Origin of the sequence: Streptomyces sp. NPDC002884 (assembly GCF_040295245.1) — a bacterium.
In the GTDB taxonomy this organism is placed as follows: domain Bacteria; phylum Actinomycetota; class Actinomycetes; order Streptomycetales; family Streptomycetaceae; genus Streptomyces.
Map to the genome: position 1 here is coordinate 166,250 of NZ_JBEOVB010000013.1, position 15,869 is coordinate 182,118.

13 protein-coding genes are annotated in these 15,869 nt (G+C 71.6%); 2 read left to right on the forward strand and 11 right to left on the reverse strand.

Annotated features, from left to right (window positions below):
- Positions 1-198: 198 nt before the first annotated feature.
- From urtE to urtA, 5 genes are all read right to left on the reverse strand, one after another.
- Positions 199-921, reverse strand: a complete 723-nt coding sequence (urtE, locus tag ABT070_RS25495; RefSeq protein ID WP_351764175.1) for an urea ABC transporter ATP-binding subunit UrtE — start codon at positions 919-921, stop codon at positions 199-201.
- Between the two features lie 5 nt (positions 922-926).
- Positions 927-1,742 carry an urea ABC transporter ATP-binding protein UrtD gene (gene urtD, locus ABT070_RS25500; protein WP_351764176.1) on the reverse strand — a complete coding sequence of 272 codons (816 nt, stop codon included), beginning with the start codon at positions 1,740-1,742 and terminating at the stop codon, positions 927-929.
- Positions 1,739-2,836 carry an urea ABC transporter permease subunit UrtC gene (urtC, locus tag ABT070_RS25505; protein ID WP_351764177.1) on the reverse strand — a complete coding sequence of 366 codons (1,098 nt, stop codon included), beginning with the start codon at positions 2,834-2,836 and terminating at the stop codon, positions 1,739-1,741. Before urtC ends, urtD begins: the two co-directional genes overlap by 4 nt.
- A complete protein-coding gene (gene urtB, locus ABT070_RS25510; protein WP_351764178.1) occupies positions 2,833-3,717 on the reverse strand; it encodes an urea ABC transporter permease subunit UrtB in 885 nt (294 codons plus the stop codon). The genes urtC and urtB overlap by 4 nt, the downstream gene beginning before the upstream one ends.
- 102 nt (positions 3,718-3,819) lie before the next feature.
- Positions 3,820-5,085: an urea ABC transporter substrate-binding protein gene (urtA, locus tag ABT070_RS25515; protein WP_351764179.1), complete on the reverse strand. Its 1,266-nt coding sequence runs from the start codon at positions 5,083-5,085 to the stop codon at positions 3,820-3,822.
- Positions 5,086-5,347: 262 nt separating this feature from the next.
- Here urtA and ABT070_RS25520 point away from each other — a divergent pair, with 262 nt between their 5' ends.
- Positions 5,348-5,824 carry a MarR family winged helix-turn-helix transcriptional regulator gene (locus ABT070_RS25520; RefSeq protein ID WP_351764180.1) on the forward strand — a complete coding sequence of 159 codons (477 nt, stop codon included), beginning with the start codon at positions 5,348-5,350 and terminating at the stop codon, positions 5,822-5,824.
- On the opposite strand, the gene ABT070_RS25525 is transcribed toward ABT070_RS25520, so the two are convergent.
- Both ABT070_RS25525 and ABT070_RS25530 read right to left on the reverse strand, forming a co-directional pair.
- The gene (locus ABT070_RS25525; RefSeq protein ID WP_351764181.1) at positions 5,781-6,896 is read right to left on the reverse strand and encodes a substrate-binding domain-containing protein; all 1,116 of its coding nucleotides are present in this window, start codon (positions 6,894-6,896) and stop codon (positions 5,781-5,783) included. The genes ABT070_RS25520 and ABT070_RS25525 overlap by 44 nt on opposite strands.
- Positions 6,897-6,987: 91 nt before the next feature.
- The gene (locus ABT070_RS25530; protein ID WP_351764182.1) at positions 6,988-7,788 is read right to left on the reverse strand and encodes an ABC transporter ATP-binding protein; all 801 of its coding nucleotides are present in this window, start codon (positions 7,786-7,788) and stop codon (positions 6,988-6,990) included.
- 156 nt (positions 7,789-7,944) lie between these two features.
- Here ABT070_RS25530 and ABT070_RS25535 point away from each other — a divergent pair, with 156 nt between their 5' ends.
- Positions 7,945-9,156: an RNA-guided endonuclease InsQ/TnpB family protein gene (locus tag ABT070_RS25535; protein ID WP_351764183.1), complete on the forward strand. Its 1,212-nt coding sequence runs from the start codon at positions 7,945-7,947 to the stop codon at positions 9,154-9,156.
- 13 nt (positions 9,157-9,169) lie between these two features.
- On the opposite strand, the gene ABT070_RS25540 is transcribed toward ABT070_RS25535, so the two are convergent.
- The 4 genes from ABT070_RS25540 to ABT070_RS25555 form a co-directional block, all read right to left on the reverse strand.
- Positions 9,170-10,144, reverse strand: coding sequence for a FecCD family ABC transporter permease (locus ABT070_RS25540; protein WP_351764256.1), 975 nt, complete (start codon positions 10,142-10,144; stop codon positions 9,170-9,172).
- Between the two features lie 56 nt (positions 10,145-10,200).
- Complete coding sequence (locus tag ABT070_RS25545) at positions 10,201-11,244, reverse strand: ABC transporter substrate-binding protein (RefSeq protein WP_351764184.1); 1,044 nt, start codon at positions 11,242-11,244, stop codon at positions 10,201-10,203.
- 90 nt (positions 11,245-11,334) lie between these two features.
- Entirely contained in the window at positions 11,335-15,624 is a 4,290-nt protein-coding gene (locus ABT070_RS25550) for a non-ribosomal peptide synthetase (RefSeq protein ID WP_351764185.1), read from the reverse strand.
- Positions 15,621-15,866, reverse strand: coding sequence for a phosphopantetheine-binding protein (locus ABT070_RS25555; RefSeq protein WP_351764186.1), 246 nt, complete (start codon positions 15,864-15,866; stop codon positions 15,621-15,623). The genes ABT070_RS25550 and ABT070_RS25555 overlap by 4 nt, the downstream gene beginning before the upstream one ends.
- Positions 15,867-15,869: the final 3 nt, after the last annotated feature.

Below are 15,869 nucleotides of genomic sequence, written 5' to 3' on the forward strand. Positions count from 1 at the left end.
ACGGCAGCTCGTCGGGAGGGCGGCCACATCGGGCAAACCTCACATTTTATCTTTACAAGATGATAGCGGCCTAGAGGCGCGGCCCGACGGGGCCGGCGTCGCACGGACCTTCGACGACCGGTGCGCAGCACTCACCCCCGTGGCCCTGTGAGCCCGCGCCGGTCCGCCCGAGGGGCGGGCCCGGCGCGGGCTCCCGGCTCATACGCTGAGCGCCGCCCGCACGGTCCGCTCGGCGCCCGTACCGCCGTCGCCGCAGGAGGTCACCCGGCCCGCCTCCAGCACGTAGTAGCGCTGGGCGGCCCGCATGGCGAAACCCACGTGCTGTTCGACGAGGAGGACACCGAGTCCGCCGCGCCGGGCGAGCGCCAGGATCGTCTCCTCGATCTCGGCGACGACGGACGGCTGGATGCCCTCGGTCGGTTCGTCGAGCAGGAGCAGCCTCGGCCGGGTGACCAGGGCCCGGGCGATGGCGAGCTGCTGGCGCTGTCCGCCGGAGAGCAGGCCGGCCCGGCGGCCGGACAGCTCGCGCAGGACGGGGAACAGGTCCAGCGCCTCGGCGATGGCCTCCTTCCCTCCCCCGCCGCCCGGACGGCCCGGCGAGACCCTCGGGCGGCCGTCCGCGACGAGCTGGAGGTTCTCGGCGGTGGTGAGGTGCGGAAAGGACTGCTGGCCCTGCGGGACGTACGCCATGCCGCGGGCGACCCGCCGGTGCGGGGAGAGACGGGTGATGTCCTCGCCGTCGAGCAGGACGGTCCCGCCGGTCGGCTTGATCAGCCCCATGGCGGCGCGCAGCAGGGTGCTCTTGCCGGCCCCGTTGTGCCCGAGCACGGCCGCGACGCCGTCCTCGGGAACCGCGACGGTCACCCCGTGCAGCACGGTGGTGCGGTCGTAGCCCGCCCGGACGGTGTTGATCTCCAGCATGGGCTTCACGCCTCCTCGGCGACGGACGCGGCGGCGGGGGCGGGCGCGGATCGGGGGGTGGGCTCGGATCGGGGGGTGGGCTCGGGTTCGGAGGCGCGCCCGAGGTAGACCTCCTGGACCTTGGCGTCGGCCTGGACCTCGGCGACGGAGCCCTCGCTGAGCACCTTGCCCGCGTGCAGGACGCTGACGCTCCGGGCGTAGGAACGCATGAAGTCCATGTCGTGCTCGATGACGACGACCGTGCGGTCCTCGCTCACCCGCCGCAACAGCTCGCCGGTGGCCTCGCGTTCGTCGTGGCTCATGCCGGCGACGGGCTCGTCCAGCAGGAGCAGCCGCACGTCCTGGACCAGCAGCATGCCGATCTCCAGCCACTGCTTCTGCCCGTGGGCCAGCACCCCGGCGGGCCGGTCGCGCAGATCGCTCAGCCCGATGGTCTCCAGAGCCCTGGCGACCGGCTCGGGCACGTCCTTGCGGCGCCGCAGCATGGTCCACGGCCCCCGCCCGGCGCCTGCGGCGATGTCCAGGTTCTGCACGACGGTCAGCTGCTCGAAGACCGTCGCCGTCTGGAACGTACGGCCGATCCCCAGCCGGGCGATCTTCTGCACGGGCCTGCCCAGCAGGTCCTGGTCGCCGAAGCGGACCGAACCGGTCGCCTTGACCAGGCCGGTGACCGCGTCGACGAGGGTGGTCTTGCCCGCGCCGTTCGGGCCGATGAGGAAACGCAGGTCGCCGGGGCGGATGTCGAGGTCGACGCCGTCGACGGCGGTGAAGCCGTCGAACGTCACCCGCAGGTCGCGTACGGTCAGTCCCTCGCCGCTCATGCTGTCCCTCCGGTCGCGGGGGTACGGGTACGGCGCCGCCGCAGGACGACGCCGAGGGAGGCCAGGCCGCCGGGCAGGAAGCCGACCGCCAGGACGAAGAGCAGGCCTTGGAGGTACGTCCAGGCGCCGGGGAAGGCGTCGGAGAGCGTGCTCTGCGCCCAGGCGACGGCGATCGCTCCGAGCACCGCGCCCACCAGCGAGGCCCGGCCGCCGACCGCGGCGCCGATGACGAAGCCGATGGACGGCACGATCCCGATCAGCGCCGGCGAGATGATCCCCACCGCCGGGACGAAGAGGGCCCCGGCGAGACCCGCCGTGCCGGCGGCGACGACGTACGCGACGAGTTTGACGTTGGCCGGGTTGTAGCCGAGGAAGCGGACCCGCTCCTCGGAGTCGCGTACGGCGACGAGGAGTTCGCCGTACCGGCTGACGAACAGCAGGCGGGCGCCCGCCGTCAGCAGCAGCAGGACGGCGGCGATGACGAAGTACACCATCCGCTGGTTGACGGGGTCGTCCAACGAGTAGCCGAAGAAACCCCGCATGTCGGTGAGGCCGTTGGTGCCGCCGGTGGTGGCCTGCTGGCCGACGAGCCAGATGGAGAGGGCGGCGGCCAGGGCCTGGCTGAGGATCGCGAAGTAGGCGCCCCTGACCCGTCGTCGGAAGACGAAGAAGCCGAGCAGCGCGGCGACCGCCATCGGCAGCAGCACGGTCATGGCCAGCGCGAAGGCAGGGTTGGCGAAGGGCCTCCACCACCAGGGCAGCGCGTCGCCCGTGCCGTACAGCTGCATGAAGTCGGGCAGCGTCTCGCCCGTCGCGGCCGCGTCGGCGAGCTTGAGGTGCATGGCCATGGCGTAGCCGCCCAGGCCGAAGAAGACGCCCTGGCCGAGCACCATGAGCCCGCCCCGGCCCCAGGCCAGGCTCACTCCCACGGCCACGATCGCGTAGCACAGGTACTTGGCGAGGAGCGAGAGACGGAAGTCGGAGAGGGCGAGCGGGGCCACACCCAGAAGGAGGACGGCTCCGAGGACGAAGGCGCCGGGGACGCGCAGGCGGGCCGCCGGCGGGGCGGGCGGGGTCTCGGTGATCGTCGTCATGCCAGGCTCCGGGTACGCAGTGTGTACAGGCCCTGGGGTCGCCACTGGAGGAAGGCGACGATCGCCACGAGCACGACGACCTTGGCGACGCTGACCGTCGTCGAGTACTCGAGGACCGACTGGAGCACACCGAGCGCGAAGGCGGTGAGCACGCTGCCCTTGAGCTGTCCGATACCGCCCACGACGACGACCAGGAAGGCGTCCACGATGTAGTTGGTGCCCATCGTCGGGCCGATCGGACCGACCAGGGTCAGCGCGACGCCCGCCACGCCCGCGAGGCCCGAACCGATGAAGAAGGTCACGCGGTCCACCCGGCTGGTGGCGATGCCGGAGACCTCGGCGAGGTCGCGGTTCTGTACGACGGCCCGGATCCGGCGGCCGAGCGGGGTGAACCGCAGGACGACCGTGAGGGCGAGGACGCTGAGCAGGGCCAGGCCGAGGATGAACAGGCGGCTGCTGGCGAAGGTGACGCCGCCCGTCGAGATGTTGCCGGTGAGCAGATCCGGGGCGCGGGTCTGGACGTTGGGGGCGCCGAAGACGTCCCGGGCCAGCTGCTGGAGCATCAGCGAGACGCCCCAGGTGACCAGCAGGGTGTCCAGCGGGCGGGTGTAGAGGCGCCGGATGAGCAGCCACTCCAGCAGCGCGCCCATGGCGCCGGCCACCAGGAAGGCCACCGGCAGGGCGACGAGCAGCGAGACGCCCGCGCCGCTGATCGACTTCTGGAGGACGTACGTGGTGTAGGCGCCGGTCATGATGAACTCGCCGTGCGCCATGTTGATCACGCCCATCTGACCGAAGGTCAGGGTCAGGCCGAGCGCGATGAGCAGGAGGACTGCGCCGATGCTGATGCCGGTGAAGGACTGGTTGAGGATGACCGTCATGAAGCGGCTCCTGGTCGGGGACGGGGTGCGGGCGGGCCACGGGCGTGACCCGGCCCCCGCACGGGGCCGGGTCCCACCGCGCGAGCGGGGAGCGGGCCTGGATCAGGACAGGCCGGCGGCCCAGTCGTAGCCCTTGAGGTACGGGTCCGGTTTGATCGGGCCGCCCGAGTTCCAGACCTCGGTGATCAGGCCGTCCGCACCGACCTTGCCGATCCGGGCCGTCTTGTGGACGTGCTGGCTCGCGCCGTCGACGGTGACCTTGCCCTCGGGGGCGTCGAAGGTGATGCCGTCCGAGGCCGCCTTGACCTTTTCGACGTCGAAGGAGCCGGCCTTCTCCACCATCGCCTTCCACAGGTACACGGAGATGTAGGCGGCCTCCATCGGGTCGCTGGTCGGCTTGTCCTTGCCGTACTCGGCCTGGTAGGCCGCCACGAACGCGGTGTTGGCCGCGCCGGGCGTCGTCTCGTAGTAGTTCCACGCGGTCAGCTGGTCCTGGAGGTACTGGGTGCCGATGCTCTTCACCTCCTCCTCGGCGATGGAGACCGACAGGACGGGCATGCTCTTCGCGGTCAGCCCGGAGGACTTGTATTCCTTGAAGAAGGCCACGTTGCTGTCGCCGTTGAGGGTGTTGAACACGGCGTCCGCGCCGGAGTCCTTGACCTTGTTGACGATGGTGCCGAACTCCGTGGAGCCGAGCGGCGCGTAGTCCTCGCCGACCACCGACATTCCCTTGGCCTTCGCATAGGCCTTGATGATCTTGTTGGCGGTGCGCGGAAACACATAGTCACTGCCGACGAGGTAGAGCTTGGTCAGGCCCTGCTTCTTGAGATAGTCGAGGGCCGGGACGATCTGCTGATTGGTGGTGGCGCCGATGTAGAAGATGTACGGCGACTCCTCCAGTCCCTCGTACTGCACGGGATAGAACAGCAGTGACTTGTACCGCTCGAAAACCGGCTTCACGGCCTTGCGGCTGGCCGAGGTCCAGCAGCCGAAGGTGGCCGCGACCTTGTCGTCCTTGATCAGGGCCTCGGCCTTCTCCGCGAAGGTGGGCCAGTCGGAGGCGCCGTCCTGGCTGACGGCCTTGAGCTTCTTGCCGAGTACTCCGCCGGCCGCGTTGATCTCCTTGACGGCGAGCAACAGGGCGTTGTGGACGGTGACTTCACTGATGGCCATCGTGCCCGACAGAGAGTTCAGCAGACCTACCCCGACCGTGCTGCCGGAGGTGTCCGCGGAGGCGCCGGCCGCGTCCGTCGAGGAGCCTTCACCGGTCTTGGCCCCACAGGCGGCGAGTGCGGCGGAGGCGCCGACCGCCGAGATGCCGGCCAACAGGCCACGCCTGCTGATCCTGCTGATGCTGAGCCCTGACATACGAACCTCCATGCCCACAAGGGCGGTGCGAAGAGAGCGGAAGGACTCTGGGGAGGATGGGGACACAACGCGCTTCCGTAGCCGCGGCGTTGGCGCACAGCCTGCGAGGAAACTGTTTCTGCCGCGTTTCCGCGCAATTGATGAACAGTTTCTGGTGGAAGCAAGGGAGCGGGCATTGATACTTCCTGGGGAAAAGACCTTTTACGGTAGGCTCCCGGCCAACCCCGCACGGGGAACACAGGACTTCGAGCGGAGGAGTGCGATGGCGAGGCGGCCCCAGGAACTACTCCGTCTGCTGACCCGGGCCGAGCGCTTCGCCGTACGCCGACTCCAGTCCGTGCTGGAGGAGTTCGACTGCTCGGTGGAGGCGTGGTGGGTACTGGACCTGCTCGCGGACGGGCAGGGACACCACATGACGGCCCTCGCCGACCACGCCTTCCTGCCCGCCCCGAGCGCCACCAAGCTGATCGACCAACTCGTCGACCAGAACCTGGTGTTCCGCCGCGTCGACCCCGCCGACCGGCGCCGCGTCCTGGCCTACCTCACCCCGCGGGGCATGGAGCGCCGGCAGCAGCTGGTCCGCGAGGTGCGGGCCGACCGGGCGCAGTGGGAGCCGCTGCTGGGGGAAGAGCGGGGCGAACGGCTGGAAGTCCTGCTGGAGCGGCTGGCGGAGGTGCTCGGGGACGGAAACGGTGTCACGACAGCTCGTGCGGAGCGCGCAGTTGAGCGAGGACGTTGAATTCGAGACCGTCCGCCTGCGCCAGATAGATGCGCTGACGCACATGCCGTCCCTCGAGGCCGAGCAGGCCCCTCGGACCCTCGTACGAGACGCTGTCGGCGGCGGCCCCGATGGCGGTCACGTCCAGGGTGCGGGCCCGTTCGATGAGCGCCGCGAGCAGCAGCACGCCCTCGTAGCAGGACTCGCCCAGACTGCCCGGAATCGGAGCCGCCACCCCGAAGCGGTCGGCGTACCGGCCGTGGAAGTCCATGGTGTTCTGGTCGGCGAGTGAGGCGAAGAAGCCGGCCGTGCTGTACAGGTCGACGGTGGCCTCGGGGCCGCTGCCCAGGAGCATGTTCTCGTCCATCAGCGTGCTCAGCCGGAGACAGCGCTGGTCGAGCCCGGCGGCGGCGAAGGCCCGGTTGAAGCGGACCGCGTCAGTGCCGACCAGCAGCATCAGCACGGCGTCGGCGTCGGCCCGCTCGATCCGGCCGAGCACGTCGTGGAAGTCGTCGGCGCCCAGCGGGAGATACGCCTCGCCGCACACCCGGCCGTGGGAGTCGCGTGCGTAGCGGCGGGCGGCCCGGGCGGTGCGCCGGGGCCAGACGTAGTCGTTGCCGACGACGAACCAGCGGCGCACCCCGCGGGCCTCGGTGAGCAGCCGCATGGCGGGCAGCAGTTGCCCGGCGGGGGTCTCACTGGTCAGGTAGACGCCGTCGGTGCGCTCGCCGCCCTCGTACAGCGCGGTGTAGACGTACGGCACCCGATGCGCGATGCGCGGGGCCATCGCCTGCCGCACCGAGGAGATGTGCCAGCCCGTGACCCCCTGCACCGCGCCGGTGGCCACCAGCGCCTCCACGTCCTTCGCGACCTGCCGCGGCTCGGCGCCGCCGTCGACCTCGATGAGCCGCAGCTCCCTGCCGAGCACTCCGCCCGTCTTGTTGATCTCCTCCGCGGCCAGCCGGGCGCAGGTCTCGCAGGTGGGTCCGAACACCCCGGCGGGCCCCTGCATCGGGTACACGAGCGCGACGTTCAGGGTCGAGTCGTCGGCCGTGAACCACTCGTGGGTACGGAGACGGACGGGCCGGTGCATGGCCCCATGATTGCCGCCCCGCTCCCGCGGCCCAAGCAGCGGCCCGGATCGAGACCCATTCGTACACCTGCGGGCCGGGCCCGGGCGCGTGTCATCGCTCGGCGGGCTCGGCCTCCCGGTCCAGGGCGAGCGGCTCGGCCGCGTAGGTGATGCGGACGACGCCGTCGGCATGCCGCTCCGTGCCGCCCCGTACGCCGAACACGTCACGCAGGAGGTCCGGGGTCAGGACCTCCAGGACGGGACCCGCCGCCACCACCGCGCCCTCGTGCAGCACCACGAGGTGATCGCAGAGGCGCGCGGCCAGGTCGAGGTCGTGCAGGACGGCGAGGGTGGTGACGCCGGTGCTGCGGATGAGGTGGAGCAGTTCGAACCGGGCGCGGATGTCGAGGTGGTTGGTGAGTTCGTCCAGGACGAGCAGCCGAGGGCGCTGGGCGAGGGCCCGGGCCAGCAGGACGCGTTGCCGTTCGCCGCCGGAGAGGGTGGCGTAGTCCCGGTGCGCGAAGGGGGTGACTCCGCAGCGGGCGACCGCTTCGGCCACCGCCTCGCGGTCCTCGGCGCCGTCGCGGCCCAGCAGGCCGTGATGGGGGGTGCGGCCGAGCGCGACGATCTCGGTCACGGTCAGGCCGGTGGTGGTGCCGGCGTCCTGGAGGACGGCCGCCGTGCGGCGGGCCGCGGCACGGGCCGACAGCTCCCACACGTCGTCACCGCCCACCCGTACCACCCCGTCGGCCGGGCGCAGCGAACGGTAGACCGTGCGCAGCAGGGTCGACTTGCCGCTGCCGTTGGGGCCCACGAGTCCGACGATGTCACCCGCCGACGCCTCCAGGTTCACCGCGCGGAGGATCGCCTTGCGGTCCAGGGTGATGTGGAGCTGGTCCACGGTCAGTCTCATCTGATGCCTCCGAGGAAACCCCGCCCCTTCGGAGCGAGGAGGAATCGGATCGCCCGCGAAGCGGGGCAGGAAAAGCCGGTTCGCCGTCAGGACGGATCGGCGTCCACTAGGCGATACCACCCCCTACTCACAAGCCGGAGTGGTAGATAGTGAGCTATGGCCACTCACGTAAAGCGGGCGTTCAAGTACCGCTTTCATCCGACCGATGCGCAGGCAGCTGAGCTGTCGCGCACGTTCGGGTGCGTGCGGAAGGTCTACAACCTGGCTCTCGAAGCCCGTACCACGGCGTGGTTCAAGCGACAGGAGAGGGTCAACTACAACGCGACCTCTGCGATGCTCACGACATGGAAGAAGACCGAGGAACTGGCCTTCCTGTCCAAGGTGTCGTCGGTGCCGTTGCAGCAGTGCCTGCGGCATCTGCAAAGCGCGTTCAGCAGCTTCTTCGAGGGCAGGTCGAAGTACCCACGTTTCAAGTCGCGGAAGAAGTCGCGCCGGTCGGCGGAGTACACCAGCTCGGCGTTCCGCTACTGCGACGGGGCCCTGACGCTCGCCAAGATGCGCCAGCCGCTGGACATCGTGTGGTCCCGGCCCCTGCCCGAAGGCGTCCAGCCGTCGACGGTGACCGTGTCGCAGGACGCGGCTGGACGCTGGTTCGTCTCCCTGCTGTGCGAGGACACCATCGCGCCGGCCCCCGCCACGGACACGGCAGTCGGCCTGGATGCTGGGATCACGTCGCTGGTGACTCTGTCCACCGGGGAGAAGATCGCCAACCCGCGGCACGAGCACGCCGACCGGGCACGGCTCGTCAGGGCTCAGCGGGAACTGTCCCGTAAGGCCAAGGGCTCGAAGAACCGAGAGAAGGCCTGCAGGAGGGTGGCCCGCGTGTACGCGCGGATCGCCGACCGGCGCCGAGACTTCCTGCACAAGCTGTCGTCTCGGCTCGTCCGTGAGAACCAAACGGTCGTGATCGAGAACCTCACCGTCCGCAACCTGCTCAAGAACCACACCCTGGCGCGCGCGATCTCGGACGCGTCGTGGACGGAACTCCGATGCATGCTGGAGTACAAGTGCGCCTGGTACGGGCGCGAACTCGTCGTGATCGACCGATGGTTCCCGTCCAGCAAACTGTGCGGGAAGTGCGGCACAGTCAGCGAGAAGCAGCCGCTGAACATCCGCGAGTGGACGTGCGACAGCTGCGGCACCGTGCATGACCGCGACGTGAACGCGGCGAAGAACATTCTCGCGGCCGGGCTGGCCGTGTCTGCCTGTGGAGACGGTGTAAGACCTCAACGGGAGTCCTCCCGGACGGGGCGGTCGTCGGTGAAGCAGGAAGCCCAGCGGGTGACCGCCGGACTCCCCCGTCCTTGAACGGGGGAGGAAGTCAAACGGTGTCCAGGCCCATGTTGCGGCGCAGCAGCCACAGGAAGAAGGGGGCGCCGAGCAGGGCGGTGAGGATGCCCAGCGGCAGTTCGTTGGGGCGGTTGACGGTGCGGGAGAGCAGGTCCACCGCGACCAGGTAGACGGCGCCCAGCAGCGCGCTCAGCGGCAGCAGCCGGCGGTGGTCGGCCCCGGCCGTGAGACGGACCAGGTGGGGGATCATCAGACCGACGAAGCCGACACCGCCCGCGACGGCGATGACGGTGCCGGTCAGGAGCGCGCTGATGACCAGCAGGACGCCGCGCAGCCGGTTGACGTCCACGCCGAGCGCGGTGGCCGACTCGTCGCCCGCGAGCAGGGCGTTGAGCCGCCGCCCGAACAGGGTCAGCAGGGCCGTGCTCGTCAGGACCACCCCCGTGACGGTCGGCAGTTGGCTCCACTGGGCGCCGGCGACGCTGCCGAGCATCCAGAACATGACCGTGCGCAGTTCGGTGGGCGTCGCGAGCAGCTGGACGAAGCTGGTCACGGACAGCAGGACATAGCCGACCGCGACCCCCGCCAGCACCAGCCGGGTGGGGGCGAGCCGCCCCTGTCGCTGTCCCAGGGCGAACACCAGGGCGCCGGCCGCCAGCGCGCCGACGAACGCCGCGCCCGACACGCCGAGCCCGCCCAGTCCGCCGAGCGCCGCTCCGCCGAGGGTGATGACCAGCACGGCGCCGAGCGAGGCGCCGTAGGAGAAGCCGAGGACGACGGGGTCGGCGAGCGGGTTGGAGACCAGGGTCTGGAGCACCGCCCCGGCGACGGCCAGGCCCGCGCCGACCAGGGCGGCCAGGGCGACCCGGGGGGCCCGGAAGGTCCACACGATCTGGTCCAGGGCCGGGTCGCCGGTGGTTCCCCGCCCGGTGAGATGGTGCAGGAGGATCCCCCACACGTCGCCGACCGGGATGTTGACGGCGCCGATGCTCACCGCCGCCACCATGACGGCGGCGAGCACCACCAGCAGGGCGCCGACGGCGAGGGACAGCCTCGGTCCGTTCAGACCTTGTCGGGGTGCAGCATCCCGGCGATCTTCGCGACCGCCAGGTCGTTGCTCGGGCCGAGGTACATCGAGTCCGACAGCGCCACGTACGTGTTGTTCTTCGCGGCCGGCCACTGGGGGAACTCCTTCAGCAGTTTCTCGGCGTAGGCCGCCGGGTCGGGGTCGTTGTAGCCGATGACGACGAGGGCGTCGACGTCGGTGGCGGCCACCTTCTCCTTGCTCAGGTCGGCGAAGGAGGTCTCGGAGGCCGACTCGAAGGCGTTGGAGCCGCCGGCCTTGGCCAGGATGTCGTTGTAGATGCCCTTGGCGACGACCGAGCTGAAGTCGTTGCCGCCCATGGCCATGTTGGAGAACAGCACCATGACCTTGGGCCGCTGCTCGCCCTTCACCTTCGCGGCGACGTCGGCGATGCGCTTCTGCGACGCGGCGACGATCTTCTCGGCCCGGTCGCCGACGCCGAAGACCTTGCCCAGGTCGCGCAGCAGCGTGTAGCTGTCGGCGATGGTCATCTTCGTGGTGTCCTGGTCACAACCCTGTGGTGAGACATATGTGTTGGCGCCGACCTGCGTCAACTGCTCCCGGGTGGCGAAGCCGTTCTTCTCGTCGAAGCCGTACGAGGTCGTGGACAGCACCAGGTCCGGGCGCAGTCCGATCATCGCCTCGCGCGGGATGTCGTAGGCGTCGTTGAGCTTGACGTCACCGGTGGGCAGCGCCTTGACGGCGGCCGCGCGTCCCGCGACCTCGGACATGCCGTAGCTCTGCTGGTTGGCGACGATCTTGTCTTCGAGGCCGAGGGAGAGAAGCGTGGAGACCTCGGCGACCGAGGCGCCGTTCATGACGACGACCCGGCTCGGCGCCTCGCCGAACTTCTCGGTGGCCCCGCAGTTCTCGAGCGTCACCGGGTAGCCGGACTTCGCGGCGGCCGCGGACGCCTTGTCGCCGCCGTCGGCCGTGCCGGTCGCGGAGTCGGCGCCGCACGCCGTGGTGACCAGACAGAGGGCGCCGGCCAGGGCGACGGCGACCGGCCGTTTCTTCGACATGCGGGCTCCTTGCAGCGGGGGGCTCGTGACACGACGGGTTCTGTTGCAGTAGTCGGGGCGTGGCGCCCGTGAGTTCCCGGCAATGCCCCACTACTTCGCGGGAGTTGCCGGACGGGTCCGCGCTCCGGTGGGAGCGGGCAGCTTGCCCGTGGTGACGCAGTGGTCGAGGTAGCGGTGGACGAGGTCCCTGTCGACGGGCGGGCAGGTGATGCCGCCCTCGGTGCGCAGCGCGTTCACGGCGTTGTCGGCGCGGATCCGTCCCAGGCGCAGGTCGGGGCCGGTGGCAGCGCCCGGGTCCGCGTCCCGGGCGTCGAAGAAGGCGAGCGTGGCCGCGGCGGCGCCGGAGGACCGGGGCAGCTCGGCACGCCACCGGTCCAGGGTCAGTCGCCGCAGCGGGTATCCGTACTCCTCCAGCCAGTCGTAGACGTCGCTCAGCCGCACCGGGGCCGTGGCGGCATGGTTGAAGACGGTCCTCGCCGCACCCGCGGGGCCGAGGCAGAGCCGGACGAGCGCGCCGGCGGTGTGGTCGACCGGTGTCCAGATCTCCTCCTCGAACAGGTCGGGGACGATGCCGGCGGGGATCCCGGCCCGCAGCACGCTCCAGAAGAAGTCCCGTTCGTTCACATGGCCGGTGGCGGCCGGGCCGACGATCCGGCCGAGCCGGTGCACGGTGACCGGCAGACCCCGCTCGGCGGCCTGGCGCAGCAGTTCCTCGGCCGCCCATTTCGACTGCTGGTAGCCGTGGCGCAGCCCGGCGTGGGGCGGGAGGAACGCCTCGGGTACCTCGGCGGCGAGGGCGAGCGGCGGGGCGACGGAGAGCGTCGACACGTAGTGCAGAGGGACCGAGCGCGGGGCCGCGAGGCGCAGAAGCTCCCGTACCGATCCGGTGTTGGCGGCGCGGAGGGTGGCGTACTCGCGCAGGACGCTGACGTTCGCCGCGTTGTGGAGGATCGTGTCGCAGGTGCCGGCGAGTTCGGTGAACTCCTCGTCGTCCAGGCCGAGTCGGGGGCGGGCGAGGTCCGCGGGGATCGCCGTGACCCGCTTGTGCGCCGCGTCCGTGAGGCTGATCCGATGCGCGTCCAGGGCCCGTCGGACACGCTCGGTGGCCGCGGCGGGGCTCTGGGCGCGGACGGTGCAGACGATCTCGGCGCCGGTGCTCGTCAGGAGCTCCGCCAGCAGGTGGACGCCGACGAAACCGGTGGCGCCGGTGAGCAGGATCCGTTCCGGTGTGCCGCCCGCCCGGGGACCGTCGCCGGGGCGGACGCCGGCGTCGAGGACGGCGTCGGCGAGCAGGGTCCGCGGCAGGCCGGCCGTCACCGGCGGCTCCCGCCGCTCCAGGAAACCGGCCAGTTCCGCGGCGCTCGGATGCTGGAAGAGCCAAGCGACCTTCACCTCCCGGCCGAGTGCGACGCCGAGGCGGTTGGCGACCTGGACGGCCTGGAGCGACTGGGCTCCCCGCTCGAACACGTCGTCCTGCGCGGCCAGGGCCGCCACCCCGAGCACCTGCCGCCAGGCGGCGACCACGGTGTGCTCCAGCGTTGCGGACACCGCGCCGCGGACGACGGGCAGTTCCGCCGCGAGGGCGGTGCGGTCGATCTTCCCCGAGCCCGTCCGGGGCAGGTGGTCCAGGAACTCGACCGCCGACGGGACCATCGCCGGGGGCAGCGCCGCGCGCAGGTGCTCCCTGATCGCGGCCACCGTCGGGGCGGGTCCGTCCGGGACGACGTACGCCACGAGGCGCCGGGCCCCGCCCGGCAGCACCTGCCCCACGACGACGGCGTCGCGCACTCCCGGACGGCCCAGGAGGGCGCTCTCCACCTCGGCGGGGTGCACCCGGTGTCCGCTGATCTTGAACTCGGTGTCCGAGCGGCCCAGATGGCGCAGTTGCCCGTCGTCGCCGATGCGGACGAGGTCGCCGGTGCGATAGGAGCGGGGGGCTCCGGGCAGGGCGTCGAGAGGGGCGAAGCGGGCGGCGTCCGGGGGCCGGTCGCCCCGGTAGCCGAGGGCCAGGTTGCCGCCCAGGAGATGGAGTTCGCCGTCGACGACCGCCGCGCCGGTGCCGGGCAGCGGGAGTCCGATGGGCACGTCACCCGGTGCGAGGCCGGGGTCGTGGAGGTCGGCGACGGTGGCGACCACGGTGGCCTCGGTCGGGCCGTAGGTGTTCAGCAGCCGCACGGACGTGCCGACGGCCTTGCGCCAGCGGTCGACCCGTTCGGGCAGGGCGGCCTCGCCGCCGATGACGACGGTCCGCACCTCGGTGGGGAGGGCGGCGGCTCCGGTCGAGACGGCGTACGCCACCTCGTGCCAGTAGGCGGTCGGCAGGTCGAGGAAGCTGATCCGCAGCCGCGCGCAGGCGTCCAGGAAGGCGGGGACCGAGTCGGTCATGTCGTCGGTGCGGATCACGAGCGTGGCGCCCGCGCACAGGGTGAGGAAGATTTCCTCGACGCTGGTGTCGAAGTGCGGGGGCGCGAACCCGAGCACCCGGTCGCCGGGGCGCGGTCCGTAGCGGTGCGAGGCGCCGGCGACGAAGCGGGCGAGGGCCCGGTGGCCGATCTCGACGCCCTTCGGGCGGCCGGTGGAGCCGGAGGTGTGCAGCACATAGGCGAGGTCGTCGGGCGTCGGGACACAGGCGAGGTGGTCGGGCGTCGGGGCGGTCGGGACGGTCGGTGGAGCCGTGCCGGGGTCGAGCCGGTCGTCGGCCGTCACATCGGCGTACGTGGCAGCCGTCAGGACCAGCGCGGGCCGGACCTCCTCCAGCAGCCCCGCGCCGCGCGCCCATGGCGCGGCCGGGTCGAACGGACAGTAGGCGGCCCCGCTGAGCAGAACGCCGAGGACGGCGGTGACGGCGTCGACGCCGCGGGGCAGGGCGATGGCCACGAGGTCCCCGGGGCCCACCCCCCGGACGGCCAGCCGGCGGGCGAGGCCGCGCGCGGAGCCGAGGAGTTCCGCGTACGTCACGCTGCGGCCGTCGTGCTCGACGGCGGCCGTGCCGCCGCTCCGGGCGGCATGCTCGGCGATCAGGGCGAGCACCGGACGTGCCGGTCCGGGCAGCGGCCCCCCGTCCAGGACCCGGACGGCCTCGCGGGCCCGCAGCTCGCCCAGCGCCCGGTCGGGAGCGGCGACGGCCGCCGCGAGCAGGGCGAGCAGCCCCTCCTGGAACGCGGCGACGTCCGCCTCGTCGTAGAGGTCGGGGTGGGCGTCCACGGCGATGCGCAGACCGGCGCCCTCGGAGCGGTCGTAGACGTTGACGGACAGGTCGTCGACGGGGCCCGCGGAGACGTTGTGGACCGTGCTGCGGTGTCCGGCGAACCGCAGGTCGTAGGCGAAGGGCATGATGTTGACGCCCGCGCCGGACAGCCGCCGTTGTCCGCCGAGGAGTCTCAGGTCGCGCCGCAGTTGTTCGTACCGGTAGCGCTGGTGCGGCAGTCCGGCCCGCAGTTCGCGGGAGATCCGGACGGCGAGGTCGCGCAGACTGTCCGAGGCGGTGACCGTCACCCGCAGCGGCAGGATGTTGCGGACCATGCAGGGCACGCGGAGGGAGACGGAGCCGAGGCGGCCCATCACCGGCAGGCTGAGGATGATCTCCGCAGCGCCGGTCGTGTGGTGCAGCCGGGCCACCGTGACCGCCAGCAGCAGCTCGGACCAGGTGACCCGCAGGTCCCGGGCGACGGACCGCAGGACCTCCGTCCGCGCCGCGTCGAGGTCGGCGACCCGCCGGTGGAAGGTGCGTCCGGGCAGCGCCGCGCGGCCTGCCTGGGTGACCACGGGCGGCCGGTCCGCGAACCGGTCCGTCCAGTAGGCGCGGTCCTCGGCGAAGCGGGGCGACGCGCGGTAGGCGCGCTCCTCGTCCCGCACCGAGGCCAGGGTGCCGAACCCGCTGCCCTGCACCGGCTCCCCGGCGACCAGGGCGGTGTACACCTCGGCGACCCGGCGGGCGACCAGCGACAGACCGAAGCCGTCGAGGGCGATGTGGTGGACGCGGTGGTACCAGAGGTGTTCCTCCCGCCCGATCCGCAGCAGGGCGTGGCCGAAGACGGGGCCGCGGGTGAGGTCGACGGGGCGGGCCAGGTCCTCGTCCATCCAGGCCAGGGCCGTCGTGTGCGGATCGGGTCCGTCGGTGAGGTCGGCCGTGTGCAGGCGCCAGTCGGCGGCCGGGGCGTCCGCCTCCCAGGGGCGGCCCTGGTCGTCGACCCCGTAGGCGACGTGCAGGGCCTCCGTCTCCGCGACCACGAGGTGCAGCGCCTCGTCGAAGCGGGCCGCGTCCACCGGGCCGTGGATGTGCACGTACTCGGCCGTGTTGTACGCCGGGCTGTCCGGGTCCAGCCGCTGTCCGGTCCACACGCCTTCCTGCGCGGGCGGCAGCGGACGGCGCACGGTCACGTCGTCCCTCCCCGGCGTGTCGAGAGCAGCTGCCACCACTGGGCGAACGAGGTGCATTCGGCGAGGTCGACGAAGGTGACGTCCGCGCCGGTCTCCCGCCACCGTTCGAGGAGGGTGACGATCCGCAGGGAGTCCAGGCCCGCCTGGAGGGGGTGTTCGTCGAGGTCGACTTCGTCGGGCCGTTGGTACAGGTACTCCGCCAGGTCCGCGCGGAAGCCGTCCAGGGTGAGGGGAGCAGGCATGTC

Bases quoted from the DNA above. Each gene is read 5' to 3' on its own strand.
- urtE (WP_351764175.1), bottom strand. From the start codon at position 921: ATGCTGGAGATCAACACCGTCCGGGCGGGCTACGACCGCACCACCGTG.
- urtD (WP_351764176.1), bottom strand. From the start codon at position 1,742: ATGAGCGGCGAGGGACTGACCGTACGCGACCTGCGGGTGACGTTCGAC.
- urtC (WP_351764177.1), bottom strand. From the start codon at position 2,836: ATGACGACGATCACCGAGACCCCGCCCGCCCCGCCGGCGGCCCGCCTG.
- urtB (WP_351764178.1), bottom strand. From the start codon at position 3,717: ATGACGGTCATCCTCAACCAGTCCTTCACCGGCATCAGCATCGGCGCA.
- urtA (WP_351764179.1), bottom strand. From the start codon at position 5,085: ATGTCAGGGCTCAGCATCAGCAGGATCAGCAGGCGTGGCCTGTTGGCC.
- ABT070_RS25520 (WP_351764180.1), top strand. From the start codon at position 5,348: ATGGCGAGGCGGCCCCAGGAACTACTCCGTCTGCTGACCCGGGCCGAG.
- ABT070_RS25525 (WP_351764181.1), bottom strand. From the start codon at position 6,896: ATGCACCGGCCCGTCCGTCTCCGTACCCACGAGTGGTTCACGGCCGAC.
- ABT070_RS25530 (WP_351764182.1), bottom strand. From the start codon at position 7,788: ATGAGACTGACCGTGGACCAGCTCCACATCACCCTGGACCGCAAGGCG.
- ABT070_RS25535 (WP_351764183.1), top strand. From the start codon at position 7,945: ATGGCCACTCACGTAAAGCGGGCGTTCAAGTACCGCTTTCATCCGACC.
- ABT070_RS25540 (WP_351764256.1), bottom strand. From the start codon at position 10,144: ATGGTGGCGGCGGTGAGCATCGGCGCCGTCAACATCCCGGTCGGCGAC.
- ABT070_RS25545 (WP_351764184.1), bottom strand. From the start codon at position 11,244: ATGTCGAAGAAACGGCCGGTCGCCGTCGCCCTGGCCGGCGCCCTCTGT.
- ABT070_RS25555 (WP_351764186.1), bottom strand. From the start codon at position 15,866: ATGCCTGCTCCCCTCACCCTGGACGGCTTCCGCGCGGACCTGGCGGAG.